At 54.8% G+C, this 22633-nt stretch carries 20 protein-coding genes; 8 read left to right on the top strand and 12 right to left on the bottom strand.

Annotation, left to right across the window (positions count from 1 at the left end; genetic code table 11):
* The first annotated feature begins 2 nt into the window (after positions 1-2).
* The 7 genes from HU218_RS10585 (at position 3) to HU218_RS10555 (ending at position 8237) form a co-directional block, all read left to right on the top strand.
* Entirely contained in the window at positions 3-1907 is a 1905-nt protein-coding gene (locus HU218_RS10585; RefSeq protein WP_174874914.1) for a Mu transposase C-terminal domain-containing protein, read from the top strand.
* A gap of 5 nt (positions 1908-1912) precedes the next feature.
* Positions 1913-2806, top strand: a complete 894-nt coding sequence (locus HU218_RS10580; RefSeq protein WP_174874913.1) for a TniB family NTP-binding protein — start codon at positions 1913-1915, stop codon at positions 2804-2806.
* A complete protein-coding gene (locus HU218_RS10575) occupies positions 2803-4332 on the top strand; it encodes a TniQ family protein (protein WP_174874912.1) in 1530 nt (509 codons plus the stop codon). The genes HU218_RS10580 and HU218_RS10575 overlap by 4 nt, the downstream gene beginning before the upstream one ends.
* A gap of 103 nt (positions 4333-4435) precedes the next feature.
* Positions 4436-5479: a hypothetical protein gene (locus HU218_RS10570; protein WP_174874911.1), complete on the top strand. Its 1044-nt coding sequence runs from the start codon at positions 4436-4438 to the stop codon at positions 5477-5479.
* 460 nt (positions 5480-5939) lie between these two features.
* Positions 5940-6785: a hypothetical protein gene (locus HU218_RS10565; RefSeq protein ID WP_174874910.1), complete on the top strand. Its 846-nt coding sequence runs from the start codon at positions 5940-5942 to the stop codon at positions 6783-6785.
* A complete protein-coding gene (locus HU218_RS10560; protein WP_174874909.1) occupies positions 6778-7374 on the top strand; it encodes a hypothetical protein in 597 nt (198 codons plus the stop codon). The genes HU218_RS10565 and HU218_RS10560 overlap by 8 nt, the downstream gene beginning before the upstream one ends.
* Positions 7371-8237 carry a hypothetical protein gene (locus HU218_RS10555; protein ID WP_174874908.1) on the top strand — a complete coding sequence of 289 codons (867 nt, stop codon included), beginning with the start codon at positions 7371-7373 and terminating at the stop codon, positions 8235-8237. The genes HU218_RS10560 and HU218_RS10555 overlap by 4 nt, the downstream gene beginning before the upstream one ends.
* A gap of 207 nt (positions 8238-8444) precedes the next feature.
* Here HU218_RS10555 and HU218_RS10550 read toward each other — a convergent pair whose 3' ends face one another.
* From HU218_RS10550 to HU218_RS10500, 11 genes are all read right to left on the bottom strand, one after another.
* Complete coding sequence (locus HU218_RS10550; RefSeq protein WP_174874907.1) at positions 8445-10238, bottom strand: UvrD-helicase domain-containing protein; 1794 nt, start codon at positions 10236-10238, stop codon at positions 8445-8447.
* Positions 10239-10240: 2 nt separating this feature from the next.
* Positions 10241-12376: an ATP-dependent nuclease gene (locus HU218_RS10545; RefSeq protein ID WP_174874906.1), complete on the bottom strand. Its 2136-nt coding sequence runs from the start codon at positions 12374-12376 to the stop codon at positions 10241-10243.
* Between the two features lie 174 nt (positions 12377-12550).
* A complete protein-coding gene (locus HU218_RS10540) occupies positions 12551-14224 on the bottom strand; it encodes a GMC oxidoreductase (RefSeq protein WP_174874905.1) in 1674 nt (557 codons plus the stop codon).
* Positions 14225-14234: 10 nt separating this feature from the next.
* Entirely contained in the window at positions 14235-16148 is a 1914-nt protein-coding gene (locus HU218_RS10535; RefSeq protein WP_217450792.1) for a metallophosphoesterase, read from the bottom strand.
* Complete coding sequence (locus HU218_RS10530) at positions 16145-17686, bottom strand: patatin-like phospholipase family protein (RefSeq protein ID WP_174874904.1); 1542 nt, start codon at positions 17684-17686, stop codon at positions 16145-16147. Before HU218_RS10530 ends, HU218_RS10535 begins: the two co-directional genes overlap by 4 nt.
* Entirely contained in the window at positions 17683-18087 is a 405-nt protein-coding gene (locus tag HU218_RS10525; RefSeq protein ID WP_174874903.1) for a DUF4345 domain-containing protein, read from the bottom strand. Before HU218_RS10525 ends, HU218_RS10530 begins: the two co-directional genes overlap by 4 nt.
* Positions 18088-18090: 3 nt before the next feature.
* Positions 18091-18468, bottom strand: coding sequence for a hypothetical protein (locus HU218_RS10520; protein ID WP_174874902.1), 378 nt, complete (start codon positions 18466-18468; stop codon positions 18091-18093).
* Position 18469: 1 nt separating this feature from the next.
* Positions 18470-18961 (bottom strand): hypothetical protein, encoded by a 492-nt coding sequence (locus tag HU218_RS10515; protein ID WP_174874901.1) that lies wholly within the window; start codon positions 18959-18961, stop codon positions 18470-18472.
* Positions 18958-19773: an acetoacetate decarboxylase family protein gene (locus tag HU218_RS10510; protein ID WP_217450791.1), complete on the bottom strand. Its 816-nt coding sequence runs from the start codon at positions 19771-19773 to the stop codon at positions 18958-18960. The genes HU218_RS10515 and HU218_RS10510 overlap by 4 nt, the downstream gene beginning before the upstream one ends.
* Before the next feature lie 128 nt (positions 19774-19901).
* Positions 19902-20291, bottom strand: coding sequence for a hypothetical protein (locus HU218_RS10505; protein ID WP_174874899.1), 390 nt, complete (start codon positions 20289-20291; stop codon positions 19902-19904).
* A gap of 19 nt (positions 20292-20310) precedes the next feature.
* Positions 20311-21327, bottom strand: a complete 1017-nt coding sequence (locus HU218_RS10500) for a lipase family protein (protein ID WP_174874898.1) — start codon at positions 21325-21327, stop codon at positions 20311-20313.
* A gap of 254 nt (positions 21328-21581) precedes the next feature.
* Here HU218_RS10500 and HU218_RS17060 point away from each other — a divergent pair, with 254 nt between their 5' ends.
* Positions 21582-21962 (top strand): endonuclease, encoded by a 381-nt coding sequence (locus tag HU218_RS17060; RefSeq protein ID WP_343033029.1) that lies wholly within the window; start codon positions 21582-21584, stop codon positions 21960-21962.
* Positions 21963-22138: 176 nt separating this feature from the next.
* Here HU218_RS17060 and HU218_RS10490 read toward each other — a convergent pair whose 3' ends face one another.
* Positions 22139-22633, bottom strand: a complete 495-nt coding sequence (locus HU218_RS10490; RefSeq protein ID WP_174874897.1) for a hypothetical protein — start codon at positions 22631-22633, stop codon at positions 22139-22141.

The raw sequence follows: 22633 nt of genomic DNA, 5'->3' as shown, positions 1-22633 counted from the left end.
GAATGGCAATACATCCCCTCCTCCGCTTACTCCCTGGTGTTGTGGTCTACGATACCGAACGCCGTTATGTGGTCGTGGACCTACTCAACGTCACTACCGTGCTGGTCGAAGATGACCAAGGTCAACGCTCGGTGAAGTCTGCCGCCTGGCTACACCCCGATGTAAGCGCTCGCAATACCAGACAAACCCATCGCGATCTACTTAGCATTCCACGGGAAGAATGGGAGCGCGCTTGCCATATTGCCGAGGCGCTTCAGCCACTCGTGGAGAAAGGACGCGGCAAACGAACCCGCCAAGAAGTCCATGCACTAGCAGAGCATCTGGGCAAGCATCCCGCCACCGTCTATCGCTGGCTGTTGGATTATGAAAGTACGGGTCTAGTGTCATGTCTTCTTCGCAAAGCCCGCAGCGACAAGGGAGCACGACGTCTAGACCCAAAAGTCGAAGCCATCATTCAAGCCTGCATCGATGAGTTCTATCTCACCAGCCAACGGCGCACCCCGGCGCGCACCGCATTGGAAGTGCGTAAACGCTGCTTGGACGCCGGCCTTACGCCGCCCGACCCAAACACGGTCCGCACCCGTATCCTCGCCATTGACGAATACCAACGCGTTCGCAGACGAGAAGGCTATAAAGCGGCCAACGAGAAATTCCAACCCATTCTCGGCAGTTTCCCTGGTGCAGATTATCCTCTGGCCGTAGTTCAGATCGACCATACTCCGATGGATGTGATTGCGGTCGATGATGTGCACCGCCTGCCAATAGGCCGCCCCTATCTCACCATCGTCGTGGATGTGTTTAGCAAGATGGTGGTGGGCTTTTACATTTCGCTTGATCCCCCCGGAGCCCTGGCAACCGGCCTCAGCATTTCAAGAGCGATCCTCGGCAAAGAAGCCTACTTACAACGCTTAGGGATCGATGACCTCGAATGGCCATGCTGGGGCATGATGCGCACGATCCATACCGACAATGCCAAAGAATTTCGCGGCACCATGCTGGGTAGAGCAGCCAAGGAATACGGCATCATCGCCCAACGCCGTCCAAAAGGACGCCCCCAGTACGGCGGGCATGTTGAACGGGCTTTTCGCACTTACATGAGCGAAGTTCACAACGAATTGCCAGGCACCACGTTTTCTAACCCTCGGATGCGCCGCGACTATGACGCCGAAGGCAAAGCCGTCATGACGCTCGATGCCCTGGAAGTGTGGTTCACACTATTCCTGCTAGGGGTCTATCATCAACAGCCGCACGCGGGTAACGACGGTCGCCCTCCTCAAGCACAATGGGAGTTAGGGCTACTCGGTGACGGCGCCACCATCCTCGGACGCGGCATTCCGGCCCGCTATCCCGACGAAGACCGCCTCAGACTGGATTTCCTGCCGTACGTAGAGCGCACTGTGCAGGAGTACGGCATCGCCTTCGAAGGCGTGAACTACTGGTCGGATGCACTGCGCCGCTTCATACACGCCAAAGACCCGTCGACCCAGAAACTCAAGCGTCAATTCGTCTGCCGTTATGACCCGCGTGACCTCAGCCGAATCTGGTTCTTTGACGATGAGAGTCAGCAATATATTGAAGTCCCCTACCGTAACCTTGCCCGCCCCACCATTAGCTTGTGGGAGCTGCGCCAGGCTAAGAAACAACTACGGGACGAATCTACTTCCAGCACCAACGAAGAATTGATCTTTCGCACCATCGACCGCATGCGTGAAGTGGTCTCCAACGAAGCGCATAAAACAAAAGTGGCACGTCGCATCCAGCAACGCCAAAAAACGTGGAACAAGCAGCACAAAGTCGGTCAGGAAAAGCGCGCGCCTACCCCCGATGCACCCACCGCACCGCCGCCATCTACCGTCGACAATGACATTGACGATGTGCAGCCGTTCGACAATATTCGGGAAGCGTAACGGTTATGACGGAGCCCCAACGCAAGCTTTCCCCACGAGCAGCATCCCTACTCTCAGCCACTAATGCCGAACGTATCGCTCATATCGACCAGCCAATCTTCATTCCCTACCCAAGAGCGGTGGAAGTGCTGGCCGAGATGGAAGACCTACTCGTCCATCCCAAGACCAATCGGATGCCAAACATCTTGCTGGCCGGTCGCTCGAATAATGGCAAAACCGAAATCTTGCGCGAGTTTTTGAAACGCCATCCAGCTGACGAACAGCTTGATCAGGATGCGATCTATGCCCCGGTGGTTTACATCCAGTCGCCGCCCGGCCCCAGCGAACACATCTTCCTGAACAAGATGCTGGTAATGCTCGGGATGACGGTCCCGACCAATGAGGCCGCTGACCGTAAGCTGCTGCGCTTGATGGACATGCTGAGCCGGGTGCAAACCCGTGTGCTGATGATCGATGAACTGAACGCGCTCCTGGCCGGCAGTGTGACCAAGCAGCGATTTTTCCTGAATATGCTCAAGTACCTTAGCAATGAACTGCAGATTTGCATCGTTGCTGCTGGCACGCAAGACGCGATCCAAGCCGTGAAGAGTGATGCGCAGATTGAAAGCCGTTTTCCAATACGCCCTTTGCCACGCTGGCAAGAAAATGACGCCTTCCGGAGGTTGCTCTACAGCTTCGAATACACACTGCCGCTCAAGTACGCCTCGGATCTTCACAAGGGTGACCTCGCCCGTAAGCTGTTTGGTATGAGCGAAGGGGTAATCGGTGAATTATCTAAAATTGTACGCAGCGCTGCGCAGCATGCGATTCAAACTGCTACCGAACGTATTACGCCGGGAATTATCGATAGTTGCCCTTATGTTGCTCGCAAAGGCAGCCAAGGAGATGAACTCCTTTGACTTCGCTAGAAGGGTTATCGGGCAGCGTTTGGCCACTGCATGTCAAACCTCGTCCTGACGAGCTTCTCAGCTCTTGGCTGATACGCTTTGCTCATGCACATCAACTCAAGATCGAATCGATGTGTACCCTGCTCTTCGGTCGGCAGAGCCCAGTCTGGAACCGAGATATAGACCGGCTAGCCCCGGTGTGGCTGCTGCAGGGAATTTGCCAAGCTACTGGTACGCATCTCCAACAAGCAAAGCACACCACACTAGGTGATCTGGAAGGTTGGTTAACAGAGACAATTTCCCCGTTAGGTAAAAGCCATTGGATCGTGCCGCTTGGAATTTTCCATCGTACCCGCCAACACCCAGGTCTGATGTACTGCCCGGCATGTCTATCCGAAGAGAAAAGCAGGTACTACCGGCGTCTCTGGCGCATGGCTTGGGCCACTGCCTGCTTAACCCACCAGTGCTTACTGGTAGATACCTGTCCCGCGTGCGGCGCACCTATTGTTCCGCACCGCTCCGATATGGGCGCCCGGTGCTATCTCCCCACTCGGCTTACTCTGATCACCTGTCATGCCTGCCAAAAGCTGTTGACACAGCAAACACTGTTGCCCGTCAGCCCACCACTCGCAGCCCTTCAAGCCAAGTTGGAGGACACGCTAAAGAATGGCTACATTGCACTCGGCGACAATCCCAGTTTGCACTCTGTTTTATTTTTTGAGGGACTTCGCGCCTTATTAACTGGTGGCCTACGGGCACAGAAACAGCGTAGCACCAATGTCAAAAAACACGCCCCAGTCTTTGAGTCGCGCCCCTTGGAAGAACGACGGGTCATCTTGGAGCAGTTGGCACAATGGCTAAACAATTGGCCAGAGGACTTTTTAACAGATATCAAAGTACACAGTTTTCGCAGCGCAGAGTTGTGTTCACCTGCAGGCATACTGCCGTACTGGTACTACCAAGTAGTACACCCCTTAAACCAGCGTATTACTGCGACCACTGAGATGGAAGCCGAAGCCATCATGGATGCTGTAGCCAAACAGACTGGTGGGTATAACTTAACGGCTGCCCAGCGCCTTGCTGGCAAGAACATCACGCCTGCTTGGCGCCACTTGCATCCTCTGCACCGGGTGAACTTCGACAGCTATGAAATGGCGGTCGTAGAAATCGACCACCAAATTGCCGGAACGCTTGACCGGAGCCAGCGCCTTCTTCTGCTACGCACTAAATTTATCCTAGTCGCACGGTATGGTCTTCAGGTCTCCATCAAGTCACTATCCAAGTTGACCCTGGCTAGCTTGTACCAGCTCGCCAGCCCAATCCCTAATGCAACGTTCTACGAAGTGCCCAGATCACGTGTACAAGCGGCTGCATGGCTACTCTGGTATTGGCACCATCTCCGCCCACAGCTCTCACCGGCACCTGATGAAAATAGAGTTTTCACAAGTTCGCTAACACACAAAGGATTGTCGGCTAGTGCCTGCAGCCTTTACAGCGCTCTACCAATGCGCATGCTGAAAAGCGGCCAATTCACATGAAGAAAACATTCACACTTACCCAATCAATTCTTGCAACAATTAAACGACAAAACCACCCCACATGTAGCATTATTATTCACCTTAAAATCAGAGCATCACAGCGATGAAAAGCAAAAAATCCAGACAAACCGGGAACATATCTCTCAAATGGCTTAACACCGAACAGCGAGACAAACTCAAATTACTAGCCAAGCGAATACCATTCTGCATCTTAGGCTTTGGCATTACATCATTAGGAGTACAAGAACAATGGAGACTAACTTACATTTTTGCATTTACAAAGCTTCTATTTCTGTTTGCATTGCTCTACTCACTATATTTAATATTTCCATATCGCGAGCGAATAAACGATTTATTTAACAAAACTACAGACACGTATAAAAAACTTACAGCCGAGCAAAAGCTATATGTAAATGCTTGTTTGCTAACCACTTCCACCATTCCATTTTACCTGGTTGGCGGAAAGCCATTTTTGGGATTTTATTTCAGTGGCCTCCTATTATTTTATGGATATATTGCTTTACATGACGTGTTACGGTGGTACAAAGCTCTATCTGAAAATATTTTAGGCAAGGCGATAATCGGCATCACATTTGCGGCTGCCTCGAACTTCGCATACTCCTTGGCTGGGCAAGCAGTTTCTCAAATAGTGCATGTGGCGCCAACAAATTTTGTACGAACGGTTTTATTCATAGCAATCCTAATGATTCCTATCCTAATGATTTTTGCAGGAGGCATTGTCTTTGCCTCTGGCATTGCTATGTCTTCCCTGGTAATGTTCACTACCATAGTAGGTAATACTGTCCCCAATTTTACACAGTGGCTGTTCGCCGGAACCATTCCTGAATCAACAATCCGTTTCAAATCAGCGACAAGACTATTTCAGTTTATATTTTACTCATTTCTTGGATTCTACATCTTCACATCAGGGCAGAAATTTTCGAACTGGTACGAAAGTAAAATTTCATATCTAGCCCCACGGCTTATTTACCATTTCGACATGTATGAAGGGCGTGAATGCAAATTGGACTCACAATACAAATTATCACCACTAGGGGATGCAAAGTTTCTTCTGGCCAAAATATCTCCATCGGGAGATATTAATTTTGAGCCTCCCGTAAAATGCGACGATCTACCATCACACTGAGCTATTGCTCGTGAACATAGGCATGTGCTGATTTCGATATTCCACTTGGATTTCGGCTCTTCGTGGTTAACGAACTCGATGAAAGCATTGTAAGTCGACGACCAGATCGCTACGCGGCCACCGATTGATAGCCTCATGGGAAATAATGATCTGCGTATAGTTACGAAATTGCACTAAGACGACAGGGACTTGATCTTTACCAAGCAATACGATAGCGTCTCATTCATGACATCGGGCTTGTGATGAATATGTCCTGATCGACCTTAACGAACGACATGCAGAAGCTTTGCAACAGCTATAGGCTAGTCGCTCACGCGTAAAATCTGGCTTTCTGCAGCCACTATAAAATATTATCAGCTCTTCAGTGAGGCCCTCTAATTTTATACTTCCGACGAAAATATATTTCAAAAAAACAGCCCCTTGCCAAGTAGCATTTAGTCAGAGCCTATCAAGGATAAAAATGCCAAAAACTGTATTAAGAACACTTCTGTTCGTCGAAAACAAAAGCCAGCAATTATTGTATGGACATTCAATAGTCTGGATACTTTCAGATCTCGACTATTTTGTACACATCTGGAAGAGATTTGAATACAAAGGCATCTCAGCCTATTTTAAAGATATAGAAGACCGGTCAGAAATAGACAACGCTATTAGTCAGGGCACCTTTCACCTGAATTCCAAATTCGATCTTGATATTCACTTTAATCTTCCTGAGACAGAAAGTTTTTTCATTGAACAAAGCAATGAGGAAAAAAATTTCAACCCATTTATTAGTCTCTGCACCTTTGCAAAAGCCCACTTTGGAGATTCTTTTCCAGGTGCGACACACCCAGTAGATTACATAAGATCCCATAAAGAATCTTTCGATGCAATGAAAGATCGTTATTGCATTGACCTACAAGAAAATCCTCATCTCATCGGAACCTTCACAATATATGAACCAACGAGAATTGAAGAAACCTTCAAGGGTTGTCAGGCAGACAATCTAGTTGGATACAGAATAGCCCTTCAGGATTTTTTTAACCTATACCCCGGTGCACAAGTACACCTCGAGTCCTTTTCGGACTCTACCAGCTACATCTCTGACATTACACTCGACGGTGATTTACATGAAATCAACTGCGGCTTTGTTCCTGATCGACATACCACGACAATTGAGCACGAGGGGCGAATTATATATAAATCAAGCTTTAGCCTGCTAAAGCGAATTAGTATCACAACAAACATCAACCAGGAAAAGCGAATAATTGCAGGAGATAAAATAATTAAGCAAACCAGCTCTTCAACGAGGTCGTTCGATGTCTAACTGGAATCAACGCAGAACAAGCATTGCTGCAGAGTCTGATTATGACCCACTGACTTCCATTCCAATGCTCGAAGCAGGCTACATTGACGAAGCAAAAGCCAGGCAGCGCTTAACTCACGCTTTTGATATTAAAAACTGCAAAGACATTACGATCATTGATCCGTATCTCCTAGAGCGGGATATTGGGACTATTTTGGAGCTATTTTCGACCCAATCAGAAAGAAACATTACCGTAATAACCTTTTTGAATCGGGTAAAAAATGGTGAAGATAAATCCCCCGACAAAGTTACGACAGCAACAACCATCAAAAACATTGTTGATGATCTGACTCAAAAAGGTATATTTGCGTCGTTTGAGGTGGTTGTAACGGATTTCGAATTTCACGATCGATTCTTTTTTTGCACGGATGAAGATAAAGACGGGCTGTTGGTTTCTTCAGGCGGGTCGTTGAGCATGTTCCTCACAAAGTATTCGAGCCTAATACGTATCACCAATAGAACCTTCAGGAGGACACTCCTTCAGTTTATTGATCGCGCAAAACAAAACGGAAAAAATTTGACAGATTACATTGAGGAGTGGTCGCGATGACCTTTGAAGAGATGAAGGCAGGTGTTCAAGCTGGCCACCACATTAAAAACAATTCCGAGTTTTACGCACCACCAAATGAAAAAGACCGTGTAAGTGCTTTTATCGATTTAATCAAGTATCACGCGTCTAGTTCGGCAAGGCGCGCGCTAAATAATCAGTTTTTGGAAAATTTTGATTCATTATCGACAGAAGAAAAGGCGACTTTAGCCGAGTTAGATAATCTCCATTTAATATCAGCCATATTGATAGATGAGCTGCAAAGGACTAGTAGCAAAGAGTGGATTGGCAGTTCAATAACTATACTCAGCGAAATGGCCAACGCCATTGCAATAGTTAATGGAAATATCGATTTGATCGACAGTTCGGACAACTCTTCACTGTATCGTTTTTTTGTTCATTCAAAAATCGAATCGCAGCACCTGCCATCTTTTTCAAATGACACATTTTTTCAATATGCGTTAACACGCTTACTCAATGAAGAACGTGTCATTTTTACTTGGATTGTTAATAATCTAATATTATTGGTTGAGCAAGGACACCTAGACCCAAGCCGTCATACTGATTTTTTCCTAGGTCTGTTTAAAAAAAGCAATTATATTCAAGGGGAATTGAGCGCACTGTTTGCAACGGCAGTATCGAAGACACCAAACCTATTCGAAGCGCTCGCACGATCTCCTTTGTCTATAGACCCCTTCACTAGACAGGTCAATTTCTCTCTTTGGCTACAGGACAGTGCAAAATTTAAATATATCGCGACACTTCGTAATACTGAAGGAATAGTCGAAACTGGGTATACCCAGCAGTTCGATCAAAAATTCTCACTATTTAGAGAAATGAATAAATTTGACAGAGGAGCACTATAAATTCATTAGGCGAGCATCGTGCCGGTGCTCGTCATTTTTTACTTATCCGAGCAGTCCATGAGCATAATTAAATTCCAAGCTAGAAGGCATTACACAAAAAAAGCCAAGCACATCTGCCGTACATGATAGGAATAGTCATGGGAACACAGTGAGGATGCAATTTAGAGTGTCGTTGGAGTGCAATTTTGCACGGTACAAGCGAAAGCGTCAGAGAGGGTCGTATGCAAATAGACAATCGGCAAGCTGCTGAGTAGGTTGGTACTCCCTGCCGATTCCATTAAACCGCTGCTGCTCTGAAATCAGGTGCAGATTTTTTCGGGCACGGGAGCCAAGTACATAGAGCATCTTCTTAGCATTCTCTTGTCCGTTAACGTCACTGAAGTGCGGTACCATGCCTTCCAGGAGTGCATATGCAATCACTGTGTCGAACTCAGCCCCTTTCACACCATGGATGGTCGAAACGGTGATTCCCGTGCGGGAATGAAAGACCTTACGGAACGTTGCAATGTCACCGATAAACTCAGCCCCTTCCTTTTTAAGGCGATCGATTCTGGCTTGTGAACTGCTAAAAAATGCAGTGTGATGCTCCTCTAGCACAGCATGCTGACGAAAATCGATTCCCAAGTGCACAAAGAGGCTATCAAAGAATGCGTATAGATAAGCCAGCCCATCTTGCTCAGTAATTTCGAGAGCATTACATTGCCGCAGCAAAGACTTCTTGGTTATCGAAGATGTATCGATGCCAGCTGCGGCGAGATCTTTTAGCAGTTCGCCAGCCCACCTCAAACGTCTCACGTACATACCTGGAGACGCTTGTGTAAGTGCGATCTTCGAAAGTTTGTACCAGAAATTGTCCATATCCCGCGCGAACGGCACCATCCCCGGCCCATCAAAGGAGTACTCCGGCATGCGCTCCACGAGTCGTCTCGTCATCCCCGCCAAGTGGACCCACTGTGGCGCTAAGACGCAGACCTCATGAGGCAAGACACCCAACGTTTCGACGTTAAGGCGAATTAGCCGGACCAACTCGTCCAATAAGCCATCCTTCGTGACACTATCATCAAATGAAATCAGACTGGGATAGGCCTTGCCGTCAGATGCGGGCTTAATAGTAGTTGCGTGGACCTTGTAGTTGGCAAAGTAGGCAATGATCTTCTCAGATGACCTATAGTTCTTCGTCAACTCAAGTTGCTCCAGCGGCATCCCGGCCATCGTCTCGAAATCCGCATGAGGAATGGGATAGCCACCTAAGGATTGATAGATTGCTTGGTTTGGGTCACCTACGATGAATGTTTTTGTAGCAGCGGCGCCAGCCTTGAGTATGGTGGCAATAATGTTGTACTGAATTTCCTTGGTATCTTGGTATTCATCCACAAGGATGAAGGCAAAAATCTGAGACAAAATTCGGGCAATGGACGGATATGTCGCGATGAGCTGAAAAGCGTAGAACAGTATTAACTCGAAGTCGATCTGACGGTTCTCAACTAGGATCGTGAAATATTGCTTCAGGATTTTATGCAGGCCCTCATGCTTCCGTTGGTCGGAACAAGAAAGTACGTAGCCGTCAAGTTTGAAATAGAAATCACAGTCCCATACCGAGATTCTCTGGGCCTTGTATGGCTCACACAGTCGTTCCAGTAGTTTCTCGCGCTCATGACTATCAATGACACGAAATCCCCGATGCAGTGCTTGGTGATAGATACCATACGGTTTCAGAATCCACTCCAGGCAAAACGAGTGAATGGTTCCGATCCAAAGTTGTGAGCTGTCTACTCCTAAGCTTTCAATGCGTTCATGTATCTCGTCAGCCGCACGATTGGTGTATGTGATGGCTACGACAAACTGCTTGTCTGACTCTAGCTGAGAAAGTTCATAGGCGATCTTGTAGGTCAACGCGCGTGTCTTACCACTGCCAGGACATGCGATGAGAAATACGTTACCCGGATGTTTTATAGCCGTTTCTTGCTCTAAATTCAGGTCGCCCTCTTTCCAAGTAAACATGGCTAGAAGACCTGGAGTACGTCGTTAATCCGATCCTCGGGAAATACCTTAAACATCTCGTCGCGAATGTCGGCGAAGCTGATCTCGCCAGATCTGTAAATTTTCATCTGAGCGAAGAATGCCTCCATAACGCCCTTATCGGTAAATCCGTTTGCCCACATCTGGCGCAGGCGATAGAGCAATACGTTGTACCAAACCTCTCTAGTTAGAGTTGGGTTGACGAACGCGAGGGCATCAAGGATGTACTTCGGAATGACTGTTTGATGGTCAACGGTTTTTCCAATCAGTATGGCGAACCACCCTTTTCCCTCTTGGGTGGCCATGGTCAATACACGTCGGCCGTATTGCGCCAAGTACGTCGACATAAGCTGCTCTTTTGCCAACTCGATCGTTTTGGCATCGGTGTAGACATCGGGCAATACGCTGACTACTTTGTCCACATTCCCGCAGGCAACGAAATCGACTTCGAAAGTGTGGGGTGCAAAGAAGCTAGACACCCACGGATTCCCATTAGTGAAGGCGTCGAGTATTATTTTTCGAGCTATTCCAGAGGCCTGCGAACCGGCGCACTTCTTCTTAAACTTGGCGAGTGTTTCATCGTCATCTGGCTCAGGGGTTACATTGATGATTGACGTGTCGAGATCCGTGACTATCGCGCACTTCTTACGGATACGGTCGTCGTGAAACAGCCTCGCAACGTTCTGAAAGCCTGTGCTTCGAATATTGATAAGACTGACGCCAAGTTCATCCAGACTTACGCCGAGAACCTTCTTGATCAAAATGGGGATCAGAAGCTCCTCTGCATCACCTTCAACCAACATCACGCTCTTGGCAAAGAGAAGATTGCTACGAACAGCATCGAGGTAACGCTGGATGCTGCCAATCTGCACCGGGTCCATGCCCGTCGTTGGTTGGTAAGCTTCACACCGTCCTCTTTCTCGGCCAAGAATGTTCATATGCTGAACATTGCTAACCTCGGAGATATGTGCTGAGTGTGTCGAATAGATGATCTGTGTATCGTCGTAATTCAGTCGGTCAAAAAGCGTTTTTTGAATGTGCGTGTGAATGTGCGCTTCAGGTTCTTCAATCAAGAGGAAGTTGGCGAACGATTGCTTGGCCTTTTGGTACTTGAACTCGAGTAGCTTCAAAGTAAGAAAGATAAGGTTGGCGCCACCCAAGCTCAGCTCACCAATTCCCCCTTCATAAGACTCACCGGACTCCCCGACGAACAATTTAAGAGACTGGAACAGCTTATCTGCTTCATCCGATAAGTCTGATTTGATCGACAACGATGATGGTGAATAGGCTTCTCCAGCGGCATCCTTGATCGTTTTCGCGATGTCGGCGCGGACGGTCTGGACATCCTTTAATCCCTCAATGGAGTCGTTCAGGTCTTTAACCTTCTCGGTGATCGGGGCAAAGTATGCCGGATCAATCTCTCCACTCTTGCTCTTTAGGAGGGTTAGTAGCGGGTTTGTTCTGTTGTTATGGAACTCCGCCACAACGTCACGGAGTGCCTGTATGAACGTGAAACAAATCTCATTTGCAATCGAGAGCTGCCCAGGAATCCGTGCACCGATCTCTGGAAATTCAACTTCCTTGTTGAAGATGGCGTTCTCGAAATCACCTACCACGGCCTTGTAGAACGTCGGGTCATTAAAATCAGCGGTGCTTCTACCTGTGAAGACCGTCTCGTAATTCTCGATGGTAAGCGGATCCAGAATTTCTGCCAGCCCGGCGTGGTCACCGTTCGCCAGTTTTGACAGTCTGGTGCGGATATCTAGCTTGGGCCTGAAGATTAAGTTATAGGTAGCCCTATTGAACGGGATCTCGGCAAGATTCCCCGTACCATGCAGAAACAATGACTGTATCGCTTCATCATGCGAGACATCCTGGAACTCAAGACTGATGACGATCCAGTGTCCTTTCCATGAATTGAGTCCACGGTGAAAGTCTGTTTCGTCCAAGCGGTATGCTGACCGCAGCATATTGTCATCCAGCAGCAACCTCATCGCACGGAAAAGGTTAGTTTTGCCTGAACCGTTTTCACCGATGATCGTATTGATGCCCTTGTGAAAGAGCAACTTGGCATTCGCGAAGTTACGATAGTTGACCAAACTGAGCTTGGAAATGTGCATGGGCTCTCAATCTGCATGCGGGAACGCATGCGCTGTTCAATTTCCAGAATGAGAACATTCTACAAGATCACCATGTCATTTGGGATGTCGTTTGACGGTTACTGGATTTGCCCCTGTATCTCAGGACACGAAACCCCTATATCAACAAAAGGCTACGTTCATGGATGACTCGCATCAGCCATGCTGGAGGCCTTGAGCTGCAGCATGGTCAGGATCGCAGGGTAGTGCCCCGACGATGCCGGTGCCTCGGCCGTCTTCTGCGCGCAGCAGCAGGTCCACGTTCCGCTCCGCTAGCGCTGCGATCGTGCGCGAGGGATTGAGGCCAAGCGCGCGCGGCACGATGGCGCCATCCATCACGTACAAGCCCTCATAGCCGAACACGCGCCCCTGGGCGTCAACTACTCCGTCGGCAGGCGTTAGGCCCATGTTGCAGCCGCCCAGTGGGTGCGGTGTCACCAGATTGCGTAGCAGTGTCCAGGTTGGTGGGACCATGGGCTTGCCCCCTGTCTTTTGCGACAGCAGCTTGTGGGCGGCGATCATGGATTCCATGACGGGTTCCGAACGCCGATAAGACCACTCCATGCGCAGCGTACGCCGCCAGGGCGCGTACCACTTGCGGCCCAGCAGCAAGCGGCCGTCGGCCGGCTCCAGCGCCTGGCCAAACCAAGGCATCATGTTCTCCAGCGGGTCTCCGTCGTCCACCAGTCCCCTTAGTTCGCGCCAGAAGCTGCGCAGCTTGCCGCACGGCAGCTTGGCAAGGCGGCGCCGCACGAAGTTCCCGGCAAGGTTGGGCACGCCGCCGTCCTCGACGAACAGACCCAGGCCGTCAGGGCCGCTGTAGTCCAGCAGGTCGATGGCCGCCGAGATGGTCACGCCGTGCGAGGGCGATACTGTGCGCTTGTCGTAGAACGCGGGGGTCACGAAGTCGCCGTTGTGGGCCCAGCCGTGGCCCAGGCGCGCCGACAGGCCGGGCAGCGTGCCATGCTCGTCACGGCAGCGTAGCAGCAACTCGGTGCTACCGATCGAGCCGGCACCTAGCAGCACCTTGGCGGCGCTGAGCGAGCCTGGCACACGTCGGTGGCCATCGGGTTCGAGGATGTCGAAGTGCACCCTCCAGCCCTGCGCCAACGGCTCCAACTTGTGCACTAGGTGCAGCGGGCGAATCTCGGCGCCATGGGCTTCGGCCACCGCCAGGTAGTTGAGGTCCAGTGTGTTCTTGGCCGAGACCTGGCAGCCGATGTCGCAGTTGCCGCATTGCACGCAGGTGCCCTGCCGCCTGCCGTGCGCGTTGACGAATGATTGCGAATGACGGTCATCGCGCGGCTCGGGCCGCTCCGGATCCCACTTGGTATCGAAGCTCACGGCCAGCGGCAGCTTGCGGAAGCGTTCGCCCCAGCCGCAGGCCTGGGCGGCCTCCCGCATGAGCAGTGTGCGCGTAGTGAGCTGGTTGTCCGGCAACTCCCGCACCGCGAGCATACGACCCACTTCGTCGTAGTAGGGCTGCAGCGCCGCATGGGTGATCTCCGGCGGCCAGCCGCGCCGGAACACCTCGGGCTTGGCCTCCACCGACACGTTGGCGTAGATCAGCGAGCCTCCGCCGACGCCGGCCGCGGCCACTACCCACATGTCGGAGAAGGCGCGCAGGTCGGCCCAGCCGTTAAAGCGATGGGCGTTGTCCTGGTCCCACAACCAGGGATCGTCCACGGCGCGGGGATAGGTCTGGGGTGTCCAACGTCGCCCCCGTTCCAGCACCAGCACCTTGCGGCCCGCCTGCGCCAGCCTGCAGGCCGACACGGCGCCTCCGAACCCACTGCCGATGATGATCGCGTCGAAGTCAGGTTCGCTCATGGGGTGCTCCTCAACGTGGAATGACGATGGGTGGTTCGATCAGTTGCAGCGACTCGGGCGGCGAGGCCTGGCCCTCCGCCGACACGAAGCGCGGCCCGGCGGCGCCGGCAGCCACGCGCAGGCGCCAGGTACGCTTCACGCGCGCCAGCTGCTGCACATCGTGGCCCAGCGACCAGCGGCGGCAGATCTTATCCAGCTTCAGCGGATAGATGGTCAGGCCGGCGGGCGTGAAATGCATGCGCAGGAAGCACTTGTGGTCGGCGATACGCTGAGAGGACAGCACCTCTTCACTGTGCAGGCCCCACAGCGCATTGGTCAGCACCATCCAGATGCCGAACAGCAGCCCGCCGAAGCCGCCGCCCAGCAGCAAGGTTTCGAGGCCGAACAGCGCTACCTGATGCAGGTCGTCCGCGCCCAAGCCCAGATACGTGAGGTTCACCCGCCCCATCAGCCACAGGAGGCCGACGGCCAGGCCAAGGTGCATCAGGCCGTGCATGGCGCCGACCATGAAGGCCAGCCGCGTGCCGCGCTTGACGCCGCTGGCCGACAGGGCCGCGCAACCCGCGACGATGGCCAGCGCGAACACCACCGAGGATGGGCTGTGCGCCATCGCCCAGAACAGCTGGTGCCAGGCTTCGCCGACATGACCCCAGGTTGCCTCCAGTTGCGCGAGTTTTTCCATCAGGCTAAGGGAGCCCCGCGCGGGATGCGGCACCTTGCTTGCGCTTTGCACCATCCACACGAACAGCAGGTAGAGCACGGCCAGCACCCCGCAGAACGAGAAGTTTCGCGTGGGCAGCCGCCATGCGCGGTTGCGCAAGCGCTCGGAGGTTCGCTTGTCCGGATAGACCCCCTTCAGCGCGTAGTGCTGGCGCACCCCCGCCACCGCAATCGGTTTGGGCGGGTCCGGCAGTTGGTGTGTGCCATTCAAGAACGCGCCGCCGCCTCCGCAGGTGATACGCTGCGGTGCGACCGTGCCAGCCTGGGGCTCGTAGCGCGCGTAGTGGTGCGAATCGCCGGCCAACACGACGGCGAGTTTGTCTCCCAGCAACTGCTCGACGTCGCGCAGGCTGCGAAAACGTGGAGTCTGCGTTTCGATGGACGGCAGCGTCTTCTGCTTCTCGCGCGCCACGCGTTCGGCCTCGTCCACCCAACTGGGCTCGGGCGTGCAGATCACTACGCGGTCGCTGGGCTGAAGTAGCTTCTTCATCTGCTCGAAGTATTCGAGCTGCGGACGGTCAATCGCGGATTCCAGCTGCAGGTCCAGGCCCCACACCCACCAGCCGCCGGGCAGCCGCAAGGCGTAGTAGCTAGTATGCTGGCGCGTCTCCCAGTCGCCCACCGGCTTGCCGTTGCAAAACAGCTGGGTGAAGCCGCGCAAGCCGTCGTACCAGTCGTGGTTGCCGGGTATGGCCATGATCACGCGCGGATCGGGTACGGACACGGTCTCATCCGGGTCTTTGGGTAGGTTGGCCGGTACCGGCGCCGGCGACGCGGCGCGGAACGGGTCCAGGAAACGGGTACGGTAGCCGCCGTCCGCGGGTGTCGGGTAGACCTGGTCGCCGCCCAGTAGCAGCACACGGCCGCGCGGCAGCGTCAGGGCCGGCTCGCGTAGCCGCACATCCTGGCTCACGCACAGGGCCATCGAATACGTCGAATCCCAGCCGTCGCCCGTGTCGGCCAGATAGTCGACCCAGACGCCGCCCTCGGCGTCGGCGGGCACCTCGACCGGTGGATTGGTGGCTACGGGCTTAAGCGCGGCCTGCACCTCGCGTGGATCAGCGAAGGCGCCCAGCGTAACGGCCACGGCGCTGCGTAGCCCGGTCCGCAGCAGTTGCATCGGGCCGAGCCAATTGACCATGCGCTCGTGCGTGTAGAGCTCGATGCGCGAGTTGGGCGAGTTGGGCGAGGGGTTGGGGTTCATGGCGTGAGGCGCTCCGCGCGCAGCAGGTAGGTGCGAACCAGTTCGGACATGAAGAAGCGGAAGAAGCGCCAGACGGCGGCGGCCCCCGCCCGTGCCGCCGGGGCGTTGGAGGAATGCACGGTGCGCAGTAGCCGCAGCAGATCGGCCGCGCCCAGGCTCAGGACCCCGGCGCCGACCACCTCCCCGCTGGCATCGCAGCCCTTGTGCAGCAGCGTGTAGAGCGTGGTGGTCTCGCCCCACAAGCGCCACGGCCCGCCCAGCCTCACATGCTTCTTGCCGGCCAAGTAGTAGTCCTGGCCCTGGTGGCGGAACCCCAGTTCGTAGACCATGTAGGTCAGCGTTGGGTCGCCGCTGGGGCTGAACAGTCCGAACACGCCGGACTGCGCGGGGATCGCGCGGCCCCAGGGCTCGAAGTCGATGTGCCCCGTCAAGCCGGCCATGTGCCTCGGATCGGCCACGAAGGTCGCGATGTCCTCAATGTGGATGGTGGCGTGCATGGCCATCCGCATGGCACCACGTGCTCCTACCTGTGGATCGGCCTGCCCCAGGCAGAACGGCCCGGCCATGGTTTCGCGGAAGCTCACGCCGATGCCTGGCTCGCGCATCGCCGTCGCCCCGGGGTTCAGTGCCGCTGGGTGCTCTTCGCGCAGGGTGCGCCGGGCGTCGCGGTAGCCCATGTCGATCAACGTGGCCGCGTCGATGCGCCCGAGGAAGAAATCAGGATCCAGCGGCAGCGGTACCTCGGGCTTGACCACGTGGACCACGATGGGCTCGCGGTGGCCGTGCACCGTCTCGCCCGCCGCGATGCGCCGGTTGATGTCGGCGATGGCTGCAAGCTCCCAGTTCAACGCACCCAGCGCGCTCATCTCGATCATGTGTACGTACTGGTTGAAAGCACCGGTGCGGTACCGCGGTGTGTTTCCAATGCACCAGACCAGCCACAGCTCTCGCGCGCCGCGCTCAACGCAGGACAGTAGGTTGGCGTCTTTGATCCAGACCGCGTCGGTCCATGTGCTGCCGCCAGCCTGAACCGCGGGCAGGAAGATCGGCAGTGAGGCCGCAGCCACTAGGCGCGGTAGGTCCAGCTCGCCGTGCGGCAGGGGCACCACGGTCTTATCGTCGAAGCGGCAGACATTGAAGCTGGCGTCGATGCCGGTCGCTGTGCGGATGCGGTCCAGGTCGACCCCCAGCGCCGGGTAGATCTTCTGCACCATGCCTTGCGCGCTGCCCAGGGCCGGCATATTGGCCATGTGCAGGTACTCCGGCGTGGGCCGCAAGGCGGCGAAGTCGGCCACGGGCAGGGCGCGCCAGCGGTCGCACAGCGCGTCCGGGCTCACGCCGGACAGCAGTGCAGCCAGGTTGAGCGTGCCGCCGGACGCGCCGTCGGCATGACTGAAACGCAGACCGTCGTCGAACAGCGCCTTGACGGCACCGGCCTGGTAGGCCACTCGCATGCCACCGCCGGCTAGCACGAGAGCACGGCGCAGCCCGGGGGCGCCCGCCGCGATGGGTGGCTGGTGACCGGCTTCGCGATTCATGCCGGGCTCCTTCGGCGCGCGGCCAGCCACACCAGTACGCCGGTGGCCAACTCCAGCGCCATGAAGACCAGGTAGATGGGACGGGGCATGCCGTCGGCCAGCCAGCTGCCGGCCCGCGCCGCCACGCCGGCCGACAGCCCGGCCAGGAACACGCACAGCGCGCGCGGCTGCCCGAAGATGTCGCGTCGGTAGGCCAGGCAAAACAGGCCGAAGGCGAGTTCCAGCGCCTTCAGAAAGCGGTACTGGTTCAGCAGTGTGGCACGTTGCGGCTCGCCCATGGCCGGCAGGTCGACGGCGAACACCGTGGGCAGTTCCCAGCCTGCCACCAGCATGCCGCTGGCGCCGATTCCCACCAGCATCAGCGCATAGCCCCAGAAGAAGATGCGTGCCAGCGATTGCATCGCTCACCCCCCCTTGCGCCGCAGGCTCCAGTACAGCAGCCCGCTGGCAAAATCGAATGCGGCCACCGCCAACGCCAGCGAGACGAAGGCACCGCGCGCTACTCCCCAAGCCACCAGGGCGGCAGCCAGCAGTTTCTGTAGGCCGCCCCACAACAGCACCACGGGTAGTGCCTCCCGTCGGCGCTGCGCGTGCAGCGTGGCCCCGCCAAACAGCACCATGAACATGCCGACGGTGGTAAACAGGTGGGCGCCCAGCGAGGTGGAGGCGTTTGAGATCAGCGTTAGCAACGGTTCGCCCGCGGCCATCTGGGCGACGCCGGTCAACACGGTGATGGCCGCAATGGCGGCGACGGCACGGCGTTGTAAGGTCAGCAGATCCATGTTATCGCCCCAGGGCCGAATAGCGACTGCGGTAAGCCCAGCGGGCGAAGAACCAAGCCAACGCCGCCCATTGCACGGACCACAGGCCCACCCTGACGCGGTTGAGCTGCATCCACTCGTCCAGCACGCGGTGCAGTTCGCCGGCGTCCTTGATATGGCCGGCCATGGCCGCGTTGAGGGGGAAGATCCACTTTAGCGTGAGCCCGGTGGCAACAAGCACGCCCAGCAGCACCACGATAGGCACCCAGCGCGTGGGCTGGCGCCACTCAGACCACAGCATGACCAGCGCGGCGGCCAGCATCAGCTTGGTCATGGTGGTGAAGAACTCGGTGGCTGCCTGCACCTGCGGCACGAACTGCAGATAGTAGTTGTCCGGCGTCAGCCGCGGCGCCAGCGGGAAGGAGAACAGCACCAGCGAACCGCCCGTACCCAAGTACATGGAGGCGCATAGCAGCAGGAACACGTGGTTGGCCATCAGTAGCCGGCTCTTCATGGTGCGCTCTCCCAGTCGGCCTGGCGGTTAGGAGGCGCCAGCCACTGCTGCGACTGGCCCAGCGGATAGGTCGTCTCCAGTCCCTGGATGGATTGCGTGGGCGCCTGCTGTTCGGTCAGGAACCAGCACTCGAAGTAATCGTCCAGCACGCCGGCCGTAGAGGGGAAGAAGCCCGCGGCGATTGGGTCGGGGTCGATATCCAGCATCTTCAGTGGCGCCATGCGCGGGTGGTCGCCGATCAGCAGACGCGCTGACCCCGGTTTGAACAGCGAAAAGCCCAGCTTGCCCTGGAAATAGATGTAGGACTTCATCAGCATGCCGCGGAAGGCGCAGTAGTTGGCCGCACCCATGTTCACCGGCAGCCACGCCGAAGCGGGCTTGCGCACATCCACGCGCATCATCATCTGGCCGTCCAAGTCGTACTGGCTGCTGACCCAGCGCTCACCGATCACGAAGTCCAGGCTGGCTTGGTGCTTGGGCATGCCCCAAATGCCCTTGCCGCCCTTGACGGAAACCTCGGTGGACACCGGCAGGTCCCAGACGTACTGGCCGGTGCCGAAGGTCTTCATCAGCAGCCCAGGCAGCAGCCGTGGTGCGGGTTTGCGGCCGTGGGTGCAGGCGATTGCGATCGAATACTCGATGTAGGTGCCGATGTCGGTGATCTTGTAGTGGATGACCGTCAGCACCAGCAGTGCGCGCTTCCACAGGCGCAGCGGGTGCACCTCGCCGCCAGGCAGTAGCCGTGCGGCCGCGTCGGCGTCGATCGAGAACACCGCCATCAGAGCCGGCGACTGTTCAGAATTGATCGGCATCGTGAAAGGTATCCCGTCGACCAGTGCGTGGCGCCCAGTCAGCCGGATCTGTCTCGTCGGAATCACCATGGAGATCTACCTTTGTGCTTGTAGTTGAGATCCAAGGCAGCGTTGGCTTTCCAGCCGTTTCAAACCGCTGGCCGGTACAAAAGGAAGACTAAGAAGCTTACAAAAGCAGCAGAGCAAGCGGTTGGGATGACCACCCCATAGTCACCGTCACTAATCGCATAGCTCCATAAGGGCCAGCCGCCCAAGTTTCCGACTACAAACGTCAGCAGAGCCGCATCGACCGGGCGCATCACAAGGCCGAACCTTGGCACGATGCCAAGAACTATCGCAGCGAGCGAGCCAAGGAAAAGTGTAGGAGAGCCGAGTAATAAGGGGACATAGACAAGCGTGTCCACCCAGGAATTGCTAATCGCAACTGGATTCAATTCCCATGCTATCCATGGCAGCGCCAGCGCGACAGCAAGTATGCCGAACACGAGAAAGTATTTGCGATCACACGCTGCTTTCATATCGCTCTCTCCACCCGTCTTATGGTGCGTCCAGTTCAGCAATCAAGACTGGAAATGTGTCGCGCTCTGCGTTCTTGCCAATGAACACATCTAAGTGGCCGTAGCCACCAAGCACATGCAGGGAGTGGTAGTTAGGTCGGTAGTGCTCGAACCAATCAAAGCTGGCCTGCTGGCTTTGCCACTTGAAGCAAGCGTTCAGCTCGCCGGCGATGAATGCAATGCGCGCCTCAGTTCGCGGTGGGGCTGCGGTTGGGTCGGCAGGTAAGCCGTGCAGATGCGACACCAGGTGGCCAGCATCCAGACAGCGCGCCATCTGGCGGAAGAAGGTCATGGGCACGTTGGCGAATTCCTGGCGAATCCACTCGTGCGTTCGTTCACTCAGGTTCTCGTGGCGCCACAACACTGGGAAACCGGTGCCATAGGTGAAGCTGGAGAAGCGACACACACCGTTGGCACACTCGTGGTGGGTCAGCTTGACCAAGCCCTGCAGCAAACGAGGCACCAGGCCCTGGGCTTTGTCGCCCCACTGAGGATTGAGGTAGGAAGTCATGCGTCCTACAAGGGGCACTGCGTAACGACTCTTTTGGTGCGAGATCCACGAAACCTGCGGATGCAGCGATACCGCATTGGTGACGATGGTGGTGACTTGCGGCACGAGTCCGGCCACCGCCGAGAGCATGAAGCTGGTGGACCCTTGGCAATGCACCACGGCCTTAAGTGTGCGCGCGCCAGTTAGCTCCAGCACCTTTTGTACCGCTGCGGGATGGTCGAATAGCGCAGCGTCGTCTAGCGTCCATTCGCAAGGGGGCAAGTCGATGCTGGCACGCCAGTTTTCCAACCAGACGTCGTATCCATGGTCGAGCAGGGCGTCAACGAAATTCGTGGTATTGGGGGGGCGGAAGATGTTGGCACGCACGCCAGCTCCGTGCACCAGCAGAACCGGACCACGGTCTGGCTCGCGAGACCCGCTTACGTGGATTAGATTGCACGCGTGGCCGTCGCCGGCACGGAACTCTATGATGTGTTCGTCTGCCATTCCACCTCCTACTAATTGTGAGCGTTACCGACATCACCTCAAGAAGGTTATGGTTTGTCGAACTTGACGCCAAGATAACGGCATAGGCGCTATGGTTCATGCTAGCTCACATCTGCGATATTACAATTGGATGGTGTCGCTCATCGTCAGGATGACATGTTCGGTCACCAGCGCCAGCGTTGGCAGGCCGCCGGAAGGACTGTACCGAGACCGACCAGATATTCCAGCAAGCGGAAGGCGACTTGAATAACCTAGTGCCGTCGGTTGGTGAGGTGAACGGAGACCGGGGTAACTTCTCATATGGCGCTTGGACACGCAATCTTGGGCCAATGCATGGGCAATATATGGCCATAGTCGATTTTGCCAACAAACGCGTGCAGCCATGCGAAGAAGTGCGCGGCCGTGCAACGCGGATTAGCCTATACACGCATATCCGTTACAACCTAAACATCAGTAAGCAGGATCGTCAATTGTGGTGTGTTTGGGCCAAAACTTACCCTGTTACAAGGGGAAGGCAACCCACTTGTCGGCACTCCGAAGCTGTTGGCACAGTTTTATGGATAAGCCGAGAGTCTGATGAGATTCCATGCAAGAAATCAGTCCTGAACCGAGGAAACATGCAGAAACCAAAATGAATCTGGAGGTAATAGGCAAACATCCCTAGGAGTGGATTACGGCAATAGAACAAACAGGTCAATATGCCATACGGTGGCGCTTTGAGTGCGGACCCGAACGAAGATGGCACATGCAATAAAATGGGGAATGACAACAGGCATAGCAACCGCCGACTCAATAGCATAGCAGCTTCTGGCTATTGCCTACAGGCATGTGGGACTAAGTCGCTAAAAACATCTTGAAGCAACGCCTTTAATTCGGTTTTATCTGCTTTCTTTATTGGCTCATTTGCTTGAGGATTAGAAAAATACCGAATCTCCGCATGGTGAACCCCAGGAGATGGTTCATGTACAACTAAAAATCCATGCCCTCTCGCGTTACGTATTTCCGTGACCCGTTGAATAATAGCAGATATATATCCAGCATAGCGAAAATCTGGCTTCACTAAACACTTTTCCCTCTCTCGACCACAACCTACGTTGTGGACCCCGTCAGGAATAGGTGCATATTTACTCCAGACTACCGATTCGCCCTGCGATTGAGGAAACTCAAATATACACCCCCAAATCAAATGCTCCACATGTGTATACATGCGAGGCAAGTCAATCAACCTAGCCACAACATCACCACCCGGCATCTCTTCAACAAAAAACGCCTGCGCATCACCTTGATGTTCGATTTCGTCTGGCAC

Source organism: Vogesella oryzae, assembly GCF_902829295.1.
GTDB classification, from domain to species: domain Bacteria; phylum Pseudomonadota; class Gammaproteobacteria; order Burkholderiales; family Chromobacteriaceae; genus Vogesella; species Vogesella oryzae.
Note: the sequence above shows the minus strand (reverse complement) of the source record. Positions and strands in the feature narration are given on the sequence as shown.

Coding starts and splice junctions, on each gene's coding strand:
- HU218_RS10530 (WP_174874904.1), bottom strand. CDS start 17,686: ATGAATCGCGAAGCCGGTCACCAGCCACCCATCGCGGCGGGCGCCCCC.
- HU218_RS10535 (WP_217450792.1), bottom strand. CDS start 16,148: ATGAACCCCAACCCCTCGCCCAACTCGCCCAACTCGCGCATCGAGCTC.
- HU218_RS10550 (WP_174874907.1), bottom strand. CDS start 10,238: ATGTTTACTTGGAAAGAGGGCGACCTGAATTTAGAGCAAGAAACGGCT.
- HU218_RS10510 (WP_217450791.1), bottom strand. CDS start 19,773: ATGCCGATCAATTCTGAACAGTCGCCGGCTCTGATGGCGGTGTTCTCG.
- HU218_RS10570 (WP_174874911.1), top strand. CDS start 4,436: ATGAAAAGCAAAAAATCCAGACAAACCGGGAACATATCTCTCAAATGG.
- HU218_RS10525 (WP_174874903.1), bottom strand. CDS start 18,087: ATGCAATCGCTGGCACGCATCTTCTTCTGGGGCTATGCGCTGATGCTG.
- HU218_RS10560 (WP_174874909.1), top strand. CDS start 6,778: ATGTCTAACTGGAATCAACGCAGAACAAGCATTGCTGCAGAGTCTGAT.
- HU218_RS10540 (WP_174874905.1), bottom strand. CDS start 14,224: ATGAGCGAACCTGACTTCGACGCGATCATCATCGGCAGTGGGTTCGGA.
- HU218_RS10580 (WP_174874913.1), top strand. CDS start 1,913: ATGACGGAGCCCCAACGCAAGCTTTCCCCACGAGCAGCATCCCTACTC.
- HU218_RS10565 (WP_174874910.1), top strand. CDS start 5,940: ATGCCAAAAACTGTATTAAGAACACTTCTGTTCGTCGAAAACAAAAGC.
- HU218_RS10500 (WP_174874898.1), bottom strand. CDS start 21,327: ATGGCAGACGAACACATCATAGAGTTCCGTGCCGGCGACGGCCACGCG.
- HU218_RS10505 (WP_174874899.1), bottom strand. CDS start 20,291: ATGAAAGCAGCGTGTGATCGCAAATACTTTCTCGTGTTCGGCATACTT.
- HU218_RS10555 (WP_174874908.1), top strand. CDS start 7,371: ATGACCTTTGAAGAGATGAAGGCAGGTGTTCAAGCTGGCCACCACATT.
- HU218_RS10515 (WP_174874901.1), bottom strand. CDS start 18,961: ATGAAGAGCCGGCTACTGATGGCCAACCACGTGTTCCTGCTGCTATGC.
- HU218_RS10520 (WP_174874902.1), bottom strand. CDS start 18,468: ATGGATCTGCTGACCTTACAACGCCGTGCCGTCGCCGCCATTGCGGCC.
- HU218_RS10585 (WP_174874914.1), top strand. CDS start 3: ATGGCAATACATCCCCTCCTCCGCTTACTCCCTGGTGTTGTGGTCTAC.
- HU218_RS10545 (WP_174874906.1), bottom strand. CDS start 12,376: ATGCACATTTCCAAGCTCAGTTTGGTCAACTATCGTAACTTCGCGAAT.